Below are 19,424 nucleotides of genomic sequence, written 5' to 3'. Positions count from 1 at the left end.
CGCTCCCCGCCGGGGCGGCGGCGCCCCCCCGCTGGGTCGGGCGCCCCCCCCAAAAATCGGCTCCCCCCCCCGTCCACGCCGTCGCGCGGGGGGGGGGGGGGGGGGGGGGGGGCCCCCCCCCCCCCCCCCGCCGGGCTCAGTCCTTACCGCGCGCGGCCACCCACTCCAGGTTCCAGCCGTACGCCTCGTCGACCGACATCTTGCCCCACCGGGGTCGTCCCGGCGGCGGCATCACGAACCGGCCCTCGCGCCGGACGACCAGCTCTCCGCCCACGTTCTCGATGAGCGCGAGCACGGCGTCGCGGGAGCCGTCCACGCAGTCGTCCATGCGCATCTCGATGGGCGGCGCGTTCACCGGGAACAGCGTGGCGATCGCGTCCAGGCCGCGGAAGTCGTCCGCGCCGTCGTAGATCTCGGCGAACACCAGGATCCGCTTGAAGTCGGCGGTGTGGTCCAGGTTGATGGTGAGGTTCTCGCCGGTCTCGATCGCGCCGGTGCGGTCGTCTGCATCGAGCTTGATGAACGGCGGGCGGTCCAGCGCGCCCATGTCGCCGAGCGCGTGGATGATGCCCCTGCGGCCGCTCTGCAGCTCCCAGAGGCAGCACAGGTCGAGGTCCAGGTCGACGCCGCGGCGGCGCTTCCCGAGCCGTCCCTTGGCGACGCCCTCGCGCGCGGTCCAGTTGAGGTTGACCCGCATGTGGCCGGAGGTGGCGCCGTGCTTGGTGAGCGACACCGTCGGCTTGTTCTTGGTCAGGGAGATCTTCCCGCCGTCCGGCGCGGACGCCTGAGGAGGCGGCGCCTGGAGAGGCGGTCCCTGCGGAGGCGGCGCCTGCGGAGGCGCGTATCCGGGACCGGGCGGAGGCGCGTACTGCCCCGGTGGCGGCGGCGTGTACTGGCCACCAGGCGGCGGAGGCGGCGCGTACTCGCCGGGCGGGGGCGCGTACTGGCCGGGCCCGGGCGGCGGGGCGTACTGGCCCGGTCCCGGAGGGGGCGGAGGGGGCGGAGGGGGCGGCGCGTACTGGCCGGGCGGAGGCGGCATGTACTGGCCGCCGGGCGGCGCGTACTGCTCCGGCGGTGCCTGCGGGGCGGGCGGCGCCTGCGGAGGCGGTGGGGCCTGCGGCGGAGCGGGCGCCTGAGGAGGCGGCGGGGCGGCCCCCTGGCCCGGGTCGTCGACGCTGATCCCGAAGTCGGTGGCCAGGCCCGCGAGCCCGGTGTCGTATCCCTGCCCGACCGCGCGGAACTTCCACGCGCCCTGGCGCCGGTACAGCTCGCCGAGCACGAACGCCGTCTCGCTCGTGGCGCCCTGGCTGTCGAAGCGCGCGATCTCGGCGCCGCCGGACGCGTCCACGACCCGCACGTACAGGCCCTGGAACTGGCCGAACGTCCCGCCGTCCGCCGACGCCGCGATGACGATCTTCTCCACGCCCGGCTCGACCCGGTCGAGGTCGGCCGCGAGGGCGTCCACGACGACGGGCCCGGGCCGCTTCCCCTCGTGCCGCACCGCGCCGGAGGCGTGCGCCGGCTGGTTGTAGAAGACGAAGTCGCCGTCCGAGCGCACCCGGCCGGACTCGGTCAGCAGCAGCGCGGACGCGTCGGCGTCCGGGACCCCCGGGCCGCCCTGCCAACCGACCTCGACGCGCACCGCGGCGACCGGCACCGCGGTGTTGGCGCCCTTCTGCATGGACATAACGCTCCTCGTCATCAACCGACGTCGACAACCTACGGGCAGACGCACGGCACGGCGACCTGCATGTGAGGTGGACGCACGACACGACCGCGGAGTTCCGTGCCCCCCGCCGGATCATCCGCACCGGCAACCGGACGGAACCGCTCCGTTTAAGTGGACGAACGACGTCCGGTTGCGCTACGCTCCCGGGCAAGCGGACGGCGATGGTCCGGTTATCGGGAGGAGTGCGACATGGCGGACGGCAGGATCCGGGTGGGCATCGTCGGGGCGAACCCCGACCGGGGCTGGGCCGCGCGAGCGCACATCCCCGCGCTCCGCGCCCTGCCGGACTACGAGATCACGGCCGTCGGCACCACCCGGACCGCCAGCGCCCGGGCGGCGGCCGACCGGTTCGGCGTCCCGCACGCCTTCACCGACGCCGTAGAACTCGCCGCCCACCCCGACGTCGACCTCGTGGCGATCACCGTCAAGGTGCCCGCCCACGACGCGCTGATCCGCGCGGCACTCGACGCGGGCAAGCACGTCTACTGCGAATGGCCCCTGGCGCTCACCACCGCGGAGGCCGAAGACCTTTTGCGCCTCGCGCACGGCACCGGCGTGCGGCACGCGGTCGGCCTGCAGGCGCGCTTCTCCCCCGCCGTCCGGTACGCGCGGGACCTCGTGGCCGACGGCTACGTGGGGCGGGTGACCTCCGTGAACGTGTACGCGGCGCGCGGCAAGGGCGTCGGAGGCGAGATCCCCGACTTCGCCGCCTACACTCTCGACCCGTCCAACGGGGCCGGGACGCTCGAGGTCGGGGCGGGCCACACCCTCGACGCCCTGGAGTACCTCGCCGGGGACATCGCGGCCCTGTCGGCGGAGCTGGCCGTACAGCGGACGGAGTACCGGGTGGCCGGCACGGACGACACGGTCGCGGTCACCAGCCCCGACCAGATCGCCGTCGCCGCCGTCCTCGCCGGCGGCGCCACCGCCTCCGTGCACGTCCACGACGCCAAGGCCACCGCGGCCCGCACCCGGATCGAGATCGCGGGCACGGACGGCGACCTCGCGCTCGTCTCCCCCGGTCCGGGCGCCGCGGCCGGCGTCCAGATCGGCGCCCTGGCGCTCCGCGGCTCCCGGCGGCACGGATCACCACGGGAAGACCTGCCCGTCCCGGACGAATACCTGTGGGTCCCGGAGCCGGCGCGCGACGTCGAGGTCCTCAACGTGGCGCAGTTCTACGCCCGCCTCGCCGACGACCTCCGGACGGGCGGCCGGACCGTCCCCGGCTTCGACACGGGCCTGCACGTGCACCGGCTCCTCGACGCCGTCCGGCTGTCCGCCGCGACCGGGACGCGCCAGGAGGTGACGCACCCGTGAACGCCTGCTCTCCCCGCCGAGCCACCGTCCTCGCTATGCGGACACCGGACCGTGCACCGCCGTCAGGGGACGCGGGCGGTCCACTCGGGAGTGGTGAACTTGTCGGCGACGTACTTGTCCGCGAGACGGAGCTCCTCGTCGGTCAACCCGTCCGCGACCAGGCCGTACCTGCTCCGGAAGTGCGCGATCATCCGGTCGATGATCTGCTCGCGGGGCAGGCCGGTCTGCCGCCGGAGCGGGTCGACGCGCTTGGCCGCGCTGGCGATGCCCTTGTCGGACACCTTCTCCCGGCCGATCCGCAGCACCCGCAGCATCTTCGCGGCGTCGATGTCGTAGGACATCGTGACGTGGTGCAGCACGGCGCCGCCGGCCAGGCGCTTCTGCGCCGCGCCCGCGATCTTGCCCTCGTCGGAGGTGATGTCGTTGAGCGGCTGGTACCAGGCGCGGATCCCGAGCTCGGCGAGGGCGCCCAGCACCCAGTCGTCGAGGAACGCGTAGCTCTCCGCGAACGACATCCCCGCCACGAGCGACCCCGGCGCGTAGAGCGAGTAGGTGATCGTGTTGCCGGGCTCGACGAACATGGCGCCGCCGCCGCTGATGCGCCGCACCACCTCGACCCCGTACCGCTCGGCCTCCTCGGCGTCGACCTCGTTGCGGAGCGACTGGAAGCTGCCGATGATGATGGCCGGCGACGCCCATTCCCACACCCGCAGCGTCGGCGGGCGGCGGCCGGCGCCGACCTCCTCCGCGAGGACCTGGTCGAGCGCCATGTGCAGCGCGGGCTCCTGCGGCGGCTCGTGGATCAGCCGCCACTCGTGGTCGCGCCAGTCCGACGCATGCGTGATCGCCCGCCGCACCGCGATCCCCACGGCCTCGGCGGTGACGCCCAGCATCACGGTCCCGGCCGGCAGCCCCGCCTGGACGCGCGCGCCGATCTCCTTGGCCTCCAGGCCCGCGGGCAGCCCGTCCAGGGCGGTGTTGATGGCTTCGAGCGCCTCGTCGGGCTCCATGAAGAAGTCGCCGCTGATCCTGGGACGGCGCAGCAGTCCGTCCGCCACCTCGACGTCGGCGACCACGAGCTTGCCGCCAGGGACCTTGTACTCACCGTGCATCACGTTGATTCAAACCCCACCGCACCCCCGCCGATTCCACCCCCGCGCAGTGCCCCACGCCCCAACCCCGGCGACCCGCAAGCGTCACCTCAAGCGCAACCGCGAGTCCCACCACCTCCAGCGACCCCGGCAGTACACCTTGAGCGACCTGCGAGCGCCGCCCTTGGCGCCTCGCTAGTGCCTTCTGGCTGCCGGGGAGTGCAGCCTTCGGCGGCTCGGAGTGCGGCGTCGGGCGATCCCGGCAGGGGGGTCGGCGGGGGCGTTGCATACGGTGTTCCAAAAGAGGGGGCGGTGTCGTGAGCAATCTTGATGTTCGGCCGAAGGCCGTGGCGTGCGGGGGCCGGGAGGACGTTCCCGGGGGTCCGGTGCACGACGTGCTGCCGCCGCGGCGGGTGCCGCTGGGCGAGAGCACGTTCGTCCGGCGGCTGCTGCCGAGCCTGGGGCGGCGGATGGTGGGCGCCTGGTGCTTCGTCGACCACTACGGCCCCGACGACATCGCCGACCAGCCCGGCATGCAGGTGCCGCCGCATCCGCACATCGGGCTGCAGACGGTGAGCTGGCTGCACGAGGGCGAGGTGCTGCACCGCGACAGCCTCGGGAGCCTGCAGACGGTCCGGCCGCGGGAGCTGGGGCTGATGACGGCGGGGCGGGCCATCGCGCACTCGGAGGAGTCCCCGCGCGAGCACGCGCGCCTCCTGCACGGGGCGCAGCTGTGGGTGGCCCTGCCGGACGCGCACCGCCGCACGGACCCGGCGTTCGAGCACCACGGCGACCTGCCGGTGGTGACCGGGCCCGGGTTCAGCGGGACGGTGATCCTCGGCGAGTTCGACGGGGCCGCCTCGCCGGGGACGGTGTTCACCCCCATCGTCGGCGCGGACATCGCGCTGGCGGACGGGGCGGACGTCCGGCTGCCCGTCGAGCCGGACTTCGAGTACGCGGCGCTGACGATGTCGGGCGTCACGGAGGTGGACGGGGTGCGGACCGAGCCGGGCTCGATGGTGTACCTCGGGTGCGGCCGCCGGGAGCTGCGGCTGCGCGCCGACGGGGCGAGCGGGCTCGTGCTGCTGGGCGGCGAGCCGTTCGCGGAGAAGCTCGTCATGTGGTGGAACTTCGTCGCGCGGTCGGGCGAGGAGATCCGCGGGGCGCGCGAGGACTGGACGTCCGGAGACGCGTTCGGCGTCGTGCACGGCTACGACGGCCCCCCGATCCCGGCGCCGGCCCTTCCGGACGTGCCGCTCAAGCCGCGGGGACGCGTGCGCTGACCGACGGTTCCTAGCATCGCTAGCTTTCCGATTCAAGCTAGCTTTGCTCTTGCTCGCTAGTCTAGCGATGCTAGGATTCGACCCGTGTCCGTACAAGAACGCCGAGAGCGCGAGCGAGCAGAACGCCACCGGTTGATCATCAGGGCCGCCCGGGAGATGGCCGAGACCGAGGGCTGGGAGTCGGTGACCACCCGGCGGCTGGCCGAGCGCGTCGAGTACAGCCAGCCCGTCCTCTACAGCCACTTCAAGGGCAAGGACGCCATCGTCGCCGCGGTGGCGCTGGACGGGTTCGGCGAGCTGGCCGGCCTCCTGCGGGAGGCGCGAACGGCGGAGTCGGCCCCGGAGGAGGCTCTGCGCGCGATGGCCGGGGCGTACCTGGAATTCGCCCAGGAGCGGCCCGCCCTGTATGACGCGATGTTCGTCCAGCGGATCGACGTGACGTTCGGCACCGGCGAGTCGCCCGAGCCGCTGCGGGACGCGTTCGGGGAGTTCGTCTCCGCGCTGGAGCCGCTCGCGGGCGAGCGGGACGTGGAGACGCTCGCGGAGGTGACCTGGGGGGCGCTGCACGGCCTCGCCACCCTCGCGCACGGGCAACGGCTCCGGCCCGGCCGCACCGACGACCGCCTCGATCTGCTGCTGACACCGATCATCCAGGCCGACCGCTGAGCCCTGGCGGAAGCCGGGGCAGCGCTGGCCGCTGGAAGCCGGGGCAGTGCGGGACGCCGAGAGGCAGGTACCAAGGGCGGTGGGACCTGGACGCCGTGGGCCAGCGGGAGGCGGGCAGCGTGTGGGCTGGCTGCTGGGCGAGAGGTCATCGGGGGGCGGCGTCCTGCGACCGTGCGGTCTTGAGGAGCGCGGCCAGCATGAGGATTCCGGCGGCGATGCTCAGCCCGTACTCGGCGACGGAGACGGCCGGGTACTCGGCGGCCGTGTAACCGCCGGGTCTGATGAGCGCCCACGGGAGCTTCCACGCCGCCCAGGCGAACAGCGATCCGGACGACGCGAACGCCACTGCCGTCGGGATCCACAAGGGCATCCTCGGGCGGCCCATGGTGACGACGCGGATCGCCACGGTGCCCATGACCGCCCAGAGCGCGGAGTTGCCGAGGAGCAGCCGCCCGTTGGCGTCCATCACGTCGCGGTGCGCGAGACCGAGCGTGCCGCCCGCCGTCCAGTACGTCCAGAGGAGGACCGGTACCGCGACCAGGAGGTACAGGGCTCGCAGGCGGGTCCGCCCGAGGCTCGCGGGGCGGCGGTCGCCGACCCGACCGAGGAAGGCGGCCGGCCACCTCTCGCGCAGGTAGACGGGGAGCGCCACGGCCAGCCCGACGGCCATGCCCGCGAATCCGATGGTGATGAAGACCACCTCCCATGACGGCATGGCGTCCCCGTCGTCAGCGCCGCCTCCCGAGTCCCCTCCCAGGAACGCGCTGGCGAGCATGTAGGGGATCATCGGGATGAGGAACCCGGCGGCCGTCCAGGCGAAGAAGACCAGCGGCGGCGCCGGGACGTGGCGCCCCCAGCGCTGCGCGAGGACCAGCCCCAGGACGACGCCCACCACCGACATGGCGACGGTGACCGCGTTCAGCACGATCCAGTCGCCGTCGCTGAAGGACGACGGCGTGTGCCCGAGCAGCGCCGCCACCACCCACACGACCTTCACCAAGAGGTAGAGCGACAGCGACAGGGCGGCCCCGTAGCCGCCCGCGACGCGCATCGCCGACCATCGGGCGCCGACCCGTTCCGTCTCCACCGGTGCCGCGGTGCCGCTCACCGGTGCGTCCAACCCGTGTCCATGGTGGCGAGCCTTCCGGCGGGCGCCGGGGCGCCGCCTCCCCCACGGGGACCATTCGCCTCACCCGTACGGGCGAGCATGCGAAGAGCCGTCCCGTTCGGGACGGCTCCGCGCGTGTGCTCTAGCGGTCGGCCGGGAGGAAGCGGTCGAGGGCGTCGGCGACCAGGTCGGGCTTCTCCAGCGTCTGCATGTGCGGCGTCTCCGGCAGCACCCGGTACGTCGAGCCGGGGATGCGCTCGGCGACGCCCGACATGATCTCCGGCGTGGTGGAGTAGTCCTCCTCCCCCACCATGACCAGGGTCGGCGCGTCGAGCGCGGCGAGCTTGCCCTGGACGTCGACGTCCTTGAAGGCGCGCCAGGCGGCGGCCCAGTCGGCGGGGTCGAAGCGCCGGATGAGCTCCCGCGCGTACTGCACGCCCCACCCGTTGGTGGCGAGCGCGGGGGCGGTGAACCAGCGCGTCAGCGTCGGGACGATCTGCGCCTCCATGCCGTCGACCTCCCCGGAGCGCGCCCGTCCCTCGAACGAGGCGAACGGGTGGTCGGTGGTGGCGAGGAGGGCCAGGGACTCGACGCGCTCGGGCGAGCGCACCGCGAAGGTCTGCGCGATGCCGCCTCCCATGGACAGCCCGACCACGTGCGCCCGGTCCACGCCGAACGCGTCGAGGACGCCGCGCATGTCGCGGGCGAGGTCGTCCATGGAGAACGGGCGGGGCGCGCCGGCCGCCGCGCCGTGGCCTCGGAAGTCGTAGGCGAAGACGCGGCGTCCTTGCGACAGGCGTTCCATGACCGGCTCCCACATCCGCCAGTCCACGCCGAGGGAATGCGACAGGATCACCGCGGGGCCGTGGTCGCCCTTCTGCGCGACCACGGTCTCGTGGTCGGCCAGCTTGACGCGGTGGAGCGCCGGCTGGTTCGGGACGCCCGCCTCCTGCAGCACCTCGTGCACCACGTCCAACGCGTTGAGCGCGCGCGGGAACCCCGCGTAGACCGAGATGTGTTCGGCAAGCGCGAGCAGTTCGTGAGGGGCGACCCCCTGGTGCAGCGCGGCGCGCACGTGGCTGGCCAGGCGCCGGTCGGCGCCGCCGAGGGACGCCACGATCGCCGTGCTGGCGATCTCCCGGTCCCGGCGGCTCAGCTCGGCCCGCGCCAGCGGCCCGCCGAACGCCCCGTCGAGCACGGTCTCGTACATCTGCGAAGAAATCCGGCGCACGTCGTCGAAGGCCTCCTCGGCCCGCACGCCCATCAGGCCCTCGTACGCCCTGCGCCCACGCTCGTCACGGTCCATCGTTCCGCTCCACTTTCCGGTCATCCCCCGCGCTGTGCGGGACTCGTTGATCGTCGCGCCGGGGCGGGTCAGATGTCCAAGACATGAATGAGCTGCTCATGAGACATCTGGCTTATGACCCGACGGACGCGAGCTCCGGATGGTCGCGCATGAAGGCGATGAGCGCCGACAGTGCCGGGCCCGGCCTGCGGCCCGCGGGCCACGCCAGCGACGGCGCCCACGTCGGCTCCGGATCCAGCCGGACGACGGCGACCGGGAGCCCCGGCTCCTCCGCGATCGAGCGGGGGACGACGGCAGCGGCGAGGCCCACGCTCGCCATGGCCCGCGCGGTGCTGTACTCGCGGGTCTCGAGCCGGATCCGCGCCGCCGCCCCCGCTTCGGCGAGGGCCGACAGCACGATCTCCCGGATCGTCGACCCGGGCGAGAAGCAGGCGAGATCGATGCCGTCCAGCGCCGACACGGGCACCCGGTAGCGGCCCGCCAGCGGCGCCGACTCCGCCGTGATGAGGACGAGCGGCTCCTCGCCCAGCGGGAGCGCGTCGAGCCGGCGCCCCTCCTCCTGCGGAGGCAGCCGGACGACGGTCGCCGCGTCGAGCCGCCCGCCGTGCAGGCCGGCGACCATCTCCTCGGTGTTGGTCTCCCGCAGTTCGACGTCGACGCCGGGGAACTCGGCGGAGAACGCGGCCAGCAGGCGGGCCAGCCGCGCGGTCAGCCCGCGCGCGACGCCGAGCCGGATGCGGCCGCGCGTCCCGCCGGCCCAGCCCCGCATCTCCTCCTCCACCGCCGCGATGTCGGCGAGGATGCGTTCCGCGTGTTCGAGGAGCGCCGCACCGGCCGGGGTGAGCTCCACGCGGTGGTTGTTGCGGTCGAACAGGGCGACACCGAGGTGCCGTTCGAGCTTGCGGATCTGCTGGGACAGCGCCGGCTGCGCTATCCGCAGCGCCTCCGCCGCGCGCGTGAAGTGCAGTTCCCGCGCGACGGCCCTGAAGTACTCGAGCTGGCGTGATCCCATCATCACGCCAGCATCTCACCGATAGAGGAAGTCAGACCTTCGCCGTCTGGGCTTCGTGCCGGACCGGGAAGTTCACGGAGCTGGCGATGAAGCACACCTCGTGGGCGCGTTCGTGCAGCCGCGCGGCCTCGTCGGCCCGGGCGGAGTCCGCGAGGGTCACCTCGGGGCGCAGGACGACCTCCTCGAACCGGCCGCCGCCGTCCGGCGTCTCGATCATCGTCCCGTGCGGGCGGTCGACGTAGCCGGTGACGACGATCCCCGCGCCCGCGCAGAGCCCGAGGAACGACAGCATGTGGCACTGCGAGAGCGCCGCGACGAGCAGCTCCTCCGGGTTCCAGCGGGACGGGTCGCCGCGGAACGAGGGGTCGGAGCTGCCCGCGATCGCCGGCTTCCCCTCGGCCTCCACGTCGTGGGCCCGCTCGTAGGAGCGGTGGGAGCTGGTCCCGGATCCGGTGTCGCCCGTCCAGGTCACCGTCAGCTCGTAGTGGTGGGTCTTCGGCATCGCAGGTCCTCCTCTGGTCGTCCGGACGTCCGGCCCCGCCCGGCAGGCGTCTCAGGTGAGCGTCGCCTTGGTGGTGCGGGCGTGGTCGCCGGCGATGCGGCCGGCGAGTTCCCGGTCGCCCTCGGCGATCGCGCGCAGCAGCCGGCGGTGCTCGCCGGCCACCGCGTCCGGGCGGTCCGGGGCGGTGAGCGAGTCGCGCGTCGAGACGATGATCTGGTCCCACAGCCGGTCGAGCGTCTCCAGCGCGATCGGGTTGCCGGCCATCTCCGCGATCCCGCGGTGGAACGCCCGGTTCAGGCCGATCGCCCGGTCGAGGTCGCCGGCCGCCGTGACCTCCTCGAGCAGCGACGCGTGCCGCTCCAGGTCGTCGAGGTCGGCGGGCGGGACGCGCCCGGCCCGCTGCCGGTCGGCGGCGAGCTCGGCGGTGAGCGCCTCCACCGCGGCGCGCACCTCGTAGGCGTGGCCGAGCCGCTCGGGGGACAGCGCGTTGACCACCACGCCCCGCCCGGTCCCCTCGACGAGGCCGTCGCCCTCCAGCCTGCGGAGGGCCTCCCGGACCGGCGTCCGGCTCACCTCCAGCGCGGCGCTCACCGACAGCTCGGTGAGCCGCTCGCCCGGCGTGTACCGCCCCGCGACGATCAGGTCGCGGAGCCGCCGGTACACCACATCGGTCTGCTGCACGCATGCAATGTATGCAATGGATGCGTTGCATGCAAACCCGAAACCTCCTCGCGCCCGGCTCCCGTCGGGATCGTGGCGGCGGCGGTCAGGCCGGCGGGGACGCGGCGATGCCGACGCGGTTCCAGGCGTTGATGGCGGCGATCGTCCAGACCAGGTGCGTCAGCCGGGTCTCGTCGAAGTGCTCGCGGGCGGCGGCGAGGACCCCGTCGGGCACTCCGGCGTCGGTGATCACGGTCATGGCCTCGGCGAGGGCGAGGGCCGCGCGTTCGGCGCCGGTGAACAGCGGACTCGCGCGCCAGGACGCCAGGGCCCGGAGGCGGTCCCGGCCCTCCCCCGCCGTCTCGGCCGCCCGCGTGTGGATGGACAGGCACAGGCCGCAGCCGTTGATCTGCGAGACGCGGATGCGGACGAGTTCGGCCAGCGCGGGTTCGAGCGGCCCGCTCGCGGCGGCGTCGACGTCCGCCATCGCGGCGTGGACGTCCGGAGTGGCCGCGTGGACGTCGATACGCTGCGCGGTCATCGAGCCTCCTCAGGCCGACGGCCCTGGACCGAATAGAACGCGTAAGAGCAGGCGCGGAAATCGGGGTGCGCCAGAAGCGCGCGCACGTCGGCCAACTGCCGGTCGCTCATCCCCGCGCGGACGAACTCGTCGCGCAGGTGACGGGTGTGGTGGGCGAGCAGCCGCAGCCCCGGCGACCGCGCGGTCCACAGCTCCAGGCGGCGATGGGACGAGATGTCGACGAGCCCGGCCTGGTGCATGGCGCCGGCTGCTCTGCGTCCCCAGGCCACATCGACGCCTCGCCCGGCCATCAGCCGGTTCTTGGCCGCAATGAGCGTCCGGTACAGCTCGTGTGCGGCGGGGTCGGGGGCGCACAGGGACGGGGCGCAGGTGGCGTCGAACTCGTCGATCTGCAGGACGCCGCCGGGTTTCAGCGCGCGGACGAGCCGGTCCAGCACCGCGCGGCGTTCGGGCAGCAGCCTCAGCAGGAGCCGGGCGTGGACGAGGTCGAACTCGCCTTCGGGAAGCGGGTCGCGGACGATGTCGTGCCGGACGACGTCGAGCCCCGGAACGGCCGGAACCCCGCAAGGACGGACGTCCGTGGCCGTGACGCCACCGGTCGGGGCGACGCGCCGCGCCAGCCACACCGCCACGGTGCCGTTGCCCGCGCCGGCCTCCAGGCATCGCCATCCCGGCCCGACGCCCGTCCGCGCGAGCCGTTCGATGGTGAAGGGGTCGTAGGCGAGGCCCAGCAGGCGGTGCTGCTCGCCGTTGTGCTCGTCCCGCTCGCCGAAGATGCGGGACGGCGGCGGAGACGCGACCCGGCTCATCGGCCGGCCCTCCCGTCCGGGCGTACCGGCGCCTGCGCTGTGTCCGCGGGGACGGCCGATTCGGCGGCGATGCGGGTGAGGGCGCTCACGCTCACCTTGCCGGTGGGGCCGACCGGCAGTTCCGGGAGGATCAGGAAGCGTTCGGGCAGCTGGCGCCGGTCGATGCCGCGTTCGGCGAGGTGGGCGAGCATGGCGGCGGGGGACGGGGGCCGGGCGCCCGCGCGCGGGGCCACGCAGGCGCACATGCGTTCGCCCAGGTCCAGGTCGTCCACGGGCACGCAGTGCGCGTCGGTGATGTCGGGATGGGAGATGAGCGCGCGTTCGACCTGCGCCGGGAAGAGGCTGACGCCGCCGCGGATCACGGTGCGCTTGAGGCGGTCGAGCACCCGCAGCGTCCCGTCGGCGTCGAGGCTGCCGAGGTCGCCGGTGCGGACCCAGCCGCCGGGGGCGCGGTACCGGTCGTCGAGGTCCGGCGCCGCGACGTAGCAGAGCGGGGTCATCGGGCCGAGCGCCCAGATCTCCCCCGCCTCGCCGGGCGGCAGCGGCCGTCCTCGCGGATCGCGGATGCCGATCCGGGCCACGGCCGGATCGGGGACGCCCGCCAGCCCGGGTTCCCAGCGGTCCGGGTCGCGGCCGGTGTGGCAGTTCACTCCGTCGCTGGACCCGTAGATGTTGATGGGCGGCATGCCGAACCGGCGGACGCAGGCGTCCCTGACGTGCTGGTGCACGGGACCGGCGCTGGAGACGACGGCGCGCAGCGACGAGACGTCCGCGCCGGTCTCGTGCTCGGCCATCCGCCAGAGCATGGTGGGGACGCCGAACAGGTGGGTGGGGCGGTGCCGGTCGACGGCCTGGAGCGCCGTGGCGGCGTCGAAGCGCGGTAGCAACACGAGGGTGCCGCCGTGGCGGGCAAGGATCGCCGACGTCCCGAGCGACCCGTACGACGAGGCCAGCGACACCAGGACCAGCGCGCGCATCCGTTCGACACCGCGCCGCAGGGCGCCGACGTAGTTGCCCCGGCCGCCCGCCATGGCGTTGTGGGAGTAGGCCACCATCTTCGGCTCCGACTCCGACCCGGAGGAGACGAGGATGCGCGCCGGTGCCTCCGCGTGGACACGGGCGGGCCGCCACGCGCGGGCCTGCCCGGTATCGGCTTCGTCCAGCGAACGGACGTCCGCGCGCGGCGGGGTGCCCGGCGCCCAGAGTTGCAGGTCGGGAGCGTTCTCGATGGACGGGATCGCGTCCGCCGCCGCAATGACCGCCGCGGCGCGGGACCGCCGGACGAGCCCGGCGACGCTGCCCGGCCCGTGCGTGTGAGGGATCGGCAGGGCGACGGCGCCGATCGCCGCGACGGCCAGTTCGGCGACGACCGCGTCGCGTCCGTTGGGCACCAAGATGGCGAAGATGTCGGCAGGACCCCGGCCCGCGGCGTGCAGTGCGGCGGCGGCGCGGCGGACGCGGGCGTCGAGCGCGGCATAGGTGAGCGCGCCCGCGTCGTCCACGACGGCTTCGGTTTCGGGAGAGGCCCGGACGTGCTCGCGGAACAGCGTGTACAGGTCCCGGCCGGGGCACGCCCCGGCCGCCGTCCAGGCGGCTCGCGTCGCGGCGGGCACCCGGTCGGTCAACGTGACGCCGTTGGCCGATGTCCAGACCGGAGATGCGGAGGTTCTCATGGTTCCTCTCTGCGGTGTTCGGAAGGCCGCGCGAACGTCCACGGGGCGCGGCTGTAGGCGGCGGCTCCATCGATCTCGAAAAGGGCGGCGTACGCGGGGTCGGCGGCCATCGCGGCGAGATCGGACACGACCGGCGCCGTCTCGCCTGCGGCACGGCCGCCGGCCTCGTGGGTGTCGCGCAGCAGGCGGCCGGCGTCGGCCAAGGCGGTCTCGACCCGCACGCCCGCGCCGGTCCGGGCGGCGCCGAGAAGTCCCGCGACGACGCCTTCGGCGCTGATGAGCGCACCGAGCACGTCGATGATCGTCATCAGCGTCGGCGCGGGAGACCGGCCCGGCGGCGACAGCAGCGCCGCGACCCCGGTGTGCGCCTGGACCAGGTAGTCGGTGCCCATCGGCTGCGGTGCGGGAAGGACCTCGGCCCAGCCGCCCGCGTACGCGTAGACGAGACGGGGCTGGACGGCGGCCAGGTCCGCGGCGTCCAGCCCGAACCGGGCGGCGCGGCCCGGCGCCCAGTTCTGCAGGAACACGTCCGACGAGGCGGCGAGCCGCAGGGCCGTCTCGCGGCCCGCGCGCGACTTCAGGTCGGCCTCGACGGCGTCCTTGCCGCGGTTGAGCGCGAGGAACCGGGCCGAGACCTCCCCGGCCATCGGCGGGACGCCGCGCATCGGGTCGCCGCCGGGCGGTTCGAGGCGGACGACGTCGGCGCCGAGGAGGCCGAGCACGTGCCCGGAGAGCGGTCCCTGGACCCGGTTGGCGGACTCGACGACCCGGATCCCGGCCAGCGGGCCGTCCCCGGTCCGCGGCCGTCCGCCGGGAGCGGGTACCGGCGCGGCGGGAAAGGGGCGGAGCCGCCACGGGGACGCGGGCGCCGGAGGAAGCGGGGTCGCCGCGTCGTTCACCACCACGACGCTGACGCCGGCGGCCTCGGCGGCGCGGCGCACCGCCGGGTAGTCCCACGCCGCCGCAACGGCCTGCAATCCGGGCGGAAGTGCGCAGGTCCCGGTGGCGAAGCGCTGCTGGAACGGCGGCCAGCCCGCGGCGATCGCGGAGCGTTCGGCGCCCAGCTCGGTCCAGAAGCGCAGCCAGCTCTCGGCCCGGAACGTCTCGATCTCGAAGCGGACGCCGCCGGATGAACGGAACGGCGGCGTCCGCTCCGCGCCCGGCTCCGGCAGGGAGGGGCCGGAACCGGGGTCGCTGGTGGCGACGGCGACGTACTGGGTGAGGGCGAGCGCCGCCGCCTGGGCGACCGAGGTCGCCGCACGCACGGCCGTCCCGCCGCGCAGCACGGCCAGCATCCCCGCCGTCACGGCCTGGGCCGCGAGGACGCCCGCGCACACCGAGGCGTAGTCGACGTGGAGGGCGCGCGGTTCGCCGGTGGCGCGCCCGTGGACGTGCATGATGCCGCAGGCGGCCTGCACGTCCCGCTCCCTGGACATCGGCACCGCCACGGGCCCGGACCAGCCGATGCGGCACTCGGGCAGCGCGCGTTCGCCGGAGATCCACGGTGCCCGCTCGACGCGCAGCAGACCGGCGGGCGCGTCCGGCGGGGGCGGCTCGCCACAGGTCTCGATCGCGCAGCCGAGCGCCCGCAGCCGGGACGCGGCGACGCGCACCGCGACCGAGTCGCCGGACGCGCGCACGACCGTCCCGTCCAGCGGACGCGACACCGGCGCCTCGACGGAGCACGCGACCGTCCTCACGTCCACTTCCCCGTCCCGTAGGTCTCGGGGGTCACGCCGAGGCGCTCGCGCAGGGCCGCGCGCCGGACCTTGCCGGTCCCGGTGCGCGGTATCCGGTCCCAGGGCACGACGACCGGATCGGCGAACTCGGGCAGGTCGGCGGTCGCCTCCCGCCACAGGACCGGGTCCAGCCGGCCGTCCTCGGTGACGAGGACGGGCACGCAGCGGCCGCCGGGCACACCGAGGACGACGCATTCGGCGACGCCGGGCAGCCGGTCTTCGAGCACGTCCTCCAGCTCGACGCAGCTGCCCTCCGGCAGGACGTCGGCCTCCCGGTCCAGAAGGAGCAGGCGCCCGCCGCGGGTGAGGACGCCGACGTCGCCGGTGATGAACCACTTCCCCGCGAGCTTGCGCCGGTACCGCTGCGGCTCGCCGACGTAGTCCAGGCACAGCGCCTTCGTGCCGCACACCAGCAGGCCGGCGGTGCCGCGCGGCACCGGCCGCAGGGTGTCCCGGTCGACGACGCGCAGGCGGCTGCGTCCGGGGACGGCACGGCCGAGGTCGCGGGTCGTCGGATGCCGCTCGCGCTCGGCGCGCATGGCGCGGCGGGTGAGGAAGCGGAAGGTCAGCGGACCCGTCTCGGTCTGCCCCCAGCCCTGCAGCCAGATCGGCCGCGGATGGGCGGTGGCGTTGAGGAACGTCCGCACCGTCGGCGGGTGGACGGCGTCGAACGTGCTGATGTAGAGGCGGACGCGGTCGAACGCGCCGGTCCGCGCCGGTCCGTCCTGCGCCCGGACGTGGGGGCGCCAGCGCACGAACGTCGACGGCTGGGCCTCGACGGTGGTGGGCCGGTACCGCTCCAGCAGGGGCCGGGCCTCGTCCCAGCCGGAGCCGGACACCACCAGCAGCTTCTCGGGGCCGAGCGCCATCACGCTCGCGGTCCAGGCCAGCGCGCGGCCGTGCGCGAAGGAGAAGGCGCCCGCCACCACGTCGCCGGGACGGCTGGCGAGCACGGGCCAGCGGTGCGCCTCGAAACCGGCCAGGCGCCTCAGCAGGGTGCGGGTGGAGTGCACGACGAGCTTCGGGACCCCGGTCGTCCCGGACGTGTGCAGGATGACGAGCGGGTCGTCGACCGGCGGGCGCCGTGGCGCGGGAGCGGTGTGGCCGCGGACGTCGTCGAGCGACAGCACCTTCCCGCCTCCCTCCGCGCCGCCGGTACGGCCGTCGAGCAGCAGCGTCCGGGAGGCCAGGCAGGTCAGCGCGCCGTCCGCGGCCCGCGCGGAGTCGGCGACGAGCAGCGCCGGATCCAGCCGTTTGAGCAGGATCTCCAGGATGTCCGGATCGAGGTGCGCCGACAGCGGCACGGGCACCGCGCCGATCCGGGCGGCGGCGCAGCACAGCAGCACCAGGTCCCAGTGGTTGCGCTTGACGATCGCGATGCGGTCGCCGGGCACGGCCCCGGCCGCAGCGAACCATCCGGCGGCGTCCAGGACGAGCCGGGCCGCCGCCGGGGGGTCGAGGGCGGTGCCGAGCCCGGGAGCGATGTCCAGGGGCCGGCTGAGGTGCACGGTCGTGGTGCGGCCGCGCTCGGCCACGTCCTCGAACAGCGTGCCCAGCTCGATCCGTCTGCTGAAGGGCGCCATCGCCTCACCTCTGGTCGTCGGGACGGGAATCGCCTGCGGTCCGGGACTCCGCCGTCCGGCTCAGGGCGGCCGGAGGGACGGGGGTCGTCTCCGGCGGATCCGAGCGCGCCGCGAGGCAGGCCAGGACCCGTTCGGCGGCGAGCGCGGCGGACGCGACGGCGCCCTCGCCGCACGGGCGCAGCGTCACCCAGTCGCCCGCGTACTCGACCGCCGAGACCGGGCGCCGGGCGAACGCGCCGCGCAGCCCCAGCGCGCGCGGCGTCGCCTCGGGCAGCCCGTGCTCGAACCGGTGCACCCGGGCGTGGACGACGTGCGCCGCGAGGCCGGGGACGAAGCGCTCGCCGCGCGCGACCAGCCGCTCCGCGACCGTCCCGTCGGGCTGTCCGAAGAGGTCGGCGCAGCCGAGCGGCGAGGCGACGAGCGACACCAGGCCGCCGCCGGCGGGCGCCCGCCCCGGATGCTTGTGGTGGTCGGCGGTGACGACGCCGAGCAGCCGGTCGTCGGCGGCGGGGATGAGCGTGGCGAAGCCGGCCCGCGATCCGCCGGGCGCCAGCGGCGCGTCCAGGACGAGGCTGACGCGCAGCATCGGCGTGTACCCGCAGGCGTCCAGGAAGGCCCGTACGGCGGGACGTTCGTCGGCGTACAGGCGCGCCGCGACGGGGGCGGGCACGGCCAGCACCGCCGCGCGCGCGGCGACGTCACCGCGCGGCGATTCCAGCCGGACCGCGTCGCCCTGCTGTGTCACGCGGGCGACGGGATGGCGGGTGGTGACGTCCAGGCGGTCGGCGAGGGCGCGCGCGAGGGTGTCCATGCCGTCGCGGTAGGTGTGCCAGGTCGCGGAGCTGCCGCACGTGGCCAGATGGGCGGCGAGCGGCGCGGCGGCCGAGCGTTCGGGGTCCCAGCCGAAGAATCCGCTGACGAGCGGGCCGATGAGGTGGTCGGACACGTCCCGGTGGTAGGGCCGGACGAGGTCCGCGACGGTGTCCGCGCCGAGCGAGGACGCCTCGGGGCGGGTGGGGTCGAGGTCGCCGCGCTGCGCCATCCGCACCAGCCGGGCCTGGAGCCGGAGCAGGTCGACCCGTGCCCGGGGCCCGAGGCCCGCGCCGGTCAGCAGCCCCAGGGGCCGGCCGGCGTGCGGGCGCGGGCGGCCGTCCCGCCACACCGCCAGGGCGCCGCGGACGTTCGGCACGGCGGCGGGATCGCGGTCCAGGCCGAGCGCGGTGATGAGCCGCCAGGTCGCGGGGTAGCCGGCGCGGCCCGGGAACATCTCGGCGCCGGTGTCGATCAGGCAGCCGTGCTCGCGGACGGTCCGCGTCCGGCCGCCGACGGCATCGGCGGCCTCCAGCACCCGGACGGTGCACCCGGCCTCGGCCAGCGCGTACGCGGTGGCGAGACCGGCGGGGCCCGCGCCCACCACGGCGACGTCCAGTGCGGGCCGCCCGGCCGTCATGCCAGTGCCCCGGCGATCAGATCGGCGACGACCAGCAGCACCACCGTGACGCGGTGGGCATGGATGGCGATCCGGCGCGCGCGCAGGATGTCGCCACGGAAGCCGATCACCAGGTGAGCCAGCCGCATCCCGACGAGCGGGAGCAGGGCGACGGGGAACCACCACGGCGCGGCGCCCGCCACCGCCGATCCGGCGATGAGCGCGACCTGCGCTCCGGTCATCGCGGCGACGAACACCCGGTGCGCCGGCGCGGAGACGAGCGTGGCGACGGTGATGCGCCCGGCGGCGCGGTCGCCGTCGGCGTCGTTGGTGTTGGAGTACAGCCCGAACAGCATCGGACCGGACCCGAACAGCACCGCCTGCACGACGGCGAAGCCGCTCGCCCCGCCGGTCAGCAGCGCGTACGGCACCAGCGTCCAGCCGACGCCGAGGCCGATGAGGAACAGCTCCTGGAACCCGCGGTAGCTGATCTTCAGCCCCCACGAGTACTGCACGGACGCCGCCACGCACACCGCCGCCAGCGCGACCGCCCACAGCGGACGGTGTGGGGCGGCGGCGACCACCGCGACCCACAGCGCCGACCCGAGCGCGGTGGCCGCCCATGAGAACCGCAGCGCCTGCGCCTCGGTGAGCGTCCCGGCGACGAGGGGCTTTCGGGCCAGGCGGCGGCGCGCGGCGTCGGACCCGTAGTTGGCCGCGTCACTGCCGTCGCGGTACCCGGTGACGTCGTCGAACCCCACCATGGCGGCCACCACGACCACCTCCGCCACGAGGACCAGTGCGAGCAGCCCGAACGTCTGCGGCTTCCAGCGGACGGTGGACGCCAGCAGCGCCCACACGACCAGGAGACCGAGGTAGTAGTCGTAGATGTCCAGCTTGGCCAGGCGCGCGTACGCGGCGAGGTCGCCGCGCCCGGTGACGCCGGACCTCTGGAGAGCGGTCTGCTGGCTCATCT

At 74.8% G+C, this 19,424-nt stretch carries 17 protein-coding genes; 3 read left to right on the top strand and 14 right to left on the bottom strand.

The features are described from left to right. Positions 1-136: 136 nt before the first annotated feature. Entirely contained in the window at positions 137-1,687 is a 1,551-nt protein-coding gene (locus ABT299_RS01555) for a TerD family protein (RefSeq protein WP_500249406.1), read from the bottom strand. 231 nt (positions 1,688-1,918) lie between these two features. Here ABT299_RS01555 and ABT299_RS01550 point away from each other — a divergent pair, with 231 nt between their 5' ends. Beyond that, a complete protein-coding gene (locus ABT299_RS01550) occupies positions 1,919-3,046 on the top strand; it encodes a Gfo/Idh/MocA family protein (RefSeq protein WP_500249405.1) in 1,128 nt (375 codons plus the stop codon). Between the two features lie 62 nt (positions 3,047-3,108). On the opposite strand, the gene lplAB is transcribed toward ABT299_RS01550, so the two are convergent. Beyond that, complete coding sequence (lplAB, locus tag ABT299_RS01545; RefSeq protein WP_387029659.1) at positions 3,109-4,158, bottom strand: lipoate-protein ligase LplAB; 1,050 nt, start codon at positions 4,156-4,158, stop codon at positions 3,109-3,111. A 296-nt stretch (positions 4,159-4,454) separates the two neighbouring features. Between lplAB and ABT299_RS01540 the strand changes: the two genes are divergently transcribed. Both ABT299_RS01540 and ABT299_RS01535 read left to right on the top strand, forming a co-directional pair. Continuing rightward, positions 4,455-5,420 (top strand): pirin family protein, encoded by a 966-nt coding sequence (locus ABT299_RS01540; protein WP_500249404.1) that lies wholly within the window; start codon positions 4,455-4,457, stop codon positions 5,418-5,420. Between the two features lie 84 nt (positions 5,421-5,504). Next, positions 5,505-6,086, top strand: a complete 582-nt coding sequence (locus ABT299_RS01535) for a TetR/AcrR family transcriptional regulator (RefSeq protein ID WP_500249403.1) — start codon at positions 5,505-5,507, stop codon at positions 6,084-6,086. A 145-nt stretch (positions 6,087-6,231) separates the two neighbouring features. Here the strand turns inward: ABT299_RS01535 and ABT299_RS01530 are convergent, their stop codons facing one another. From ABT299_RS01530 to ABT299_RS01475, 12 genes are all read right to left on the bottom strand, one after another. Next, positions 6,232-7,194, bottom strand: a complete 963-nt coding sequence (locus ABT299_RS01530; protein ID WP_500249402.1) for a hypothetical protein — start codon at positions 7,192-7,194, stop codon at positions 6,232-6,234. A gap of 142 nt (positions 7,195-7,336) precedes the next feature. Beyond that, positions 7,337-8,500 carry an alpha/beta hydrolase gene (locus ABT299_RS01525; protein WP_500249401.1) on the bottom strand — a complete coding sequence of 388 codons (1,164 nt, stop codon included), beginning with the start codon at positions 8,498-8,500 and terminating at the stop codon, positions 7,337-7,339. A 112-nt stretch (positions 8,501-8,612) separates the two neighbouring features. Then, the gene (locus tag ABT299_RS01520; protein ID WP_190858065.1) at positions 8,613-9,515 is read right to left on the bottom strand and encodes a LysR family transcriptional regulator; all 903 of its coding nucleotides are present in this window, start codon (positions 9,513-9,515) and stop codon (positions 8,613-8,615) included. Between the two features lie 28 nt (positions 9,516-9,543). Beyond that, positions 9,544-10,014: an OsmC family protein gene (locus ABT299_RS01515; RefSeq protein ID WP_500249400.1), complete on the bottom strand. Its 471-nt coding sequence runs from the start codon at positions 10,012-10,014 to the stop codon at positions 9,544-9,546. Positions 10,015-10,065: 51 nt separating this feature from the next. Next, entirely contained in the window at positions 10,066-10,695 is a 630-nt protein-coding gene (locus ABT299_RS01510; protein WP_387029644.1) for a GntR family transcriptional regulator, read from the bottom strand. Between the two features lie 85 nt (positions 10,696-10,780). Beyond that, positions 10,781-11,215 (bottom strand): carboxymuconolactone decarboxylase family protein, encoded by a 435-nt coding sequence (locus ABT299_RS01505; RefSeq protein ID WP_500249399.1) that lies wholly within the window; start codon positions 11,213-11,215, stop codon positions 10,781-10,783. Beyond that, positions 11,212-12,024 (bottom strand): methyltransferase domain-containing protein, encoded by an 813-nt coding sequence (locus ABT299_RS01500; RefSeq protein ID WP_500249398.1) that lies wholly within the window; start codon positions 12,022-12,024, stop codon positions 11,212-11,214. The genes ABT299_RS01505 and ABT299_RS01500 overlap by 4 nt, the downstream gene beginning before the upstream one ends. Beyond that, positions 12,021-13,697, bottom strand: coding sequence for a class I adenylate-forming enzyme family protein (locus ABT299_RS01495; RefSeq protein ID WP_500249397.1), 1,677 nt, complete (start codon positions 13,695-13,697; stop codon positions 12,021-12,023). Before ABT299_RS01495 ends, ABT299_RS01500 begins: the two co-directional genes overlap by 4 nt. Beyond that, positions 13,694-15,397, bottom strand: coding sequence for a CoA transferase (locus tag ABT299_RS01490; protein ID WP_500249396.1), 1,704 nt, complete (start codon positions 15,395-15,397; stop codon positions 13,694-13,696). Before ABT299_RS01490 ends, ABT299_RS01495 begins: the two co-directional genes overlap by 4 nt. After that, on the bottom strand, positions 15,394-17,019 hold the full coding sequence (locus ABT299_RS01485; protein WP_500249395.1) for a class I adenylate-forming enzyme family protein: 1,626 nt from the start codon (positions 17,017-17,019) through the stop codon (positions 15,394-15,396). The genes ABT299_RS01490 and ABT299_RS01485 overlap by 4 nt, the downstream gene beginning before the upstream one ends. Positions 17,020-17,023: 4 nt before the next feature. Then, entirely contained in the window at positions 17,024-18,469 is a 1,446-nt protein-coding gene (locus ABT299_RS01480; RefSeq protein WP_500249394.1) for a protoporphyrinogen/coproporphyrinogen oxidase, read from the bottom strand. After that, positions 18,466-19,422 carry a UbiA family prenyltransferase gene (locus ABT299_RS01475; RefSeq protein WP_500249393.1) on the bottom strand — a complete coding sequence of 319 codons (957 nt, stop codon included), beginning with the start codon at positions 19,420-19,422 and terminating at the stop codon, positions 18,466-18,468. The genes ABT299_RS01480 and ABT299_RS01475 overlap by 4 nt, the downstream gene beginning before the upstream one ends. Positions 19,423-19,424 lie beyond the last annotated feature (2 nt).

Origin of the sequence: Spirillospora sp. NPDC000708 (assembly GCF_040299565.1) — a bacterium.
Lineage (GTDB): Bacteria > Actinomycetota > Actinomycetes > Streptosporangiales > Streptosporangiaceae > Spirillospora.
Note: the sequence above shows the minus strand (reverse complement) of the source record. Positions and strands in the feature narration are given on the sequence as shown.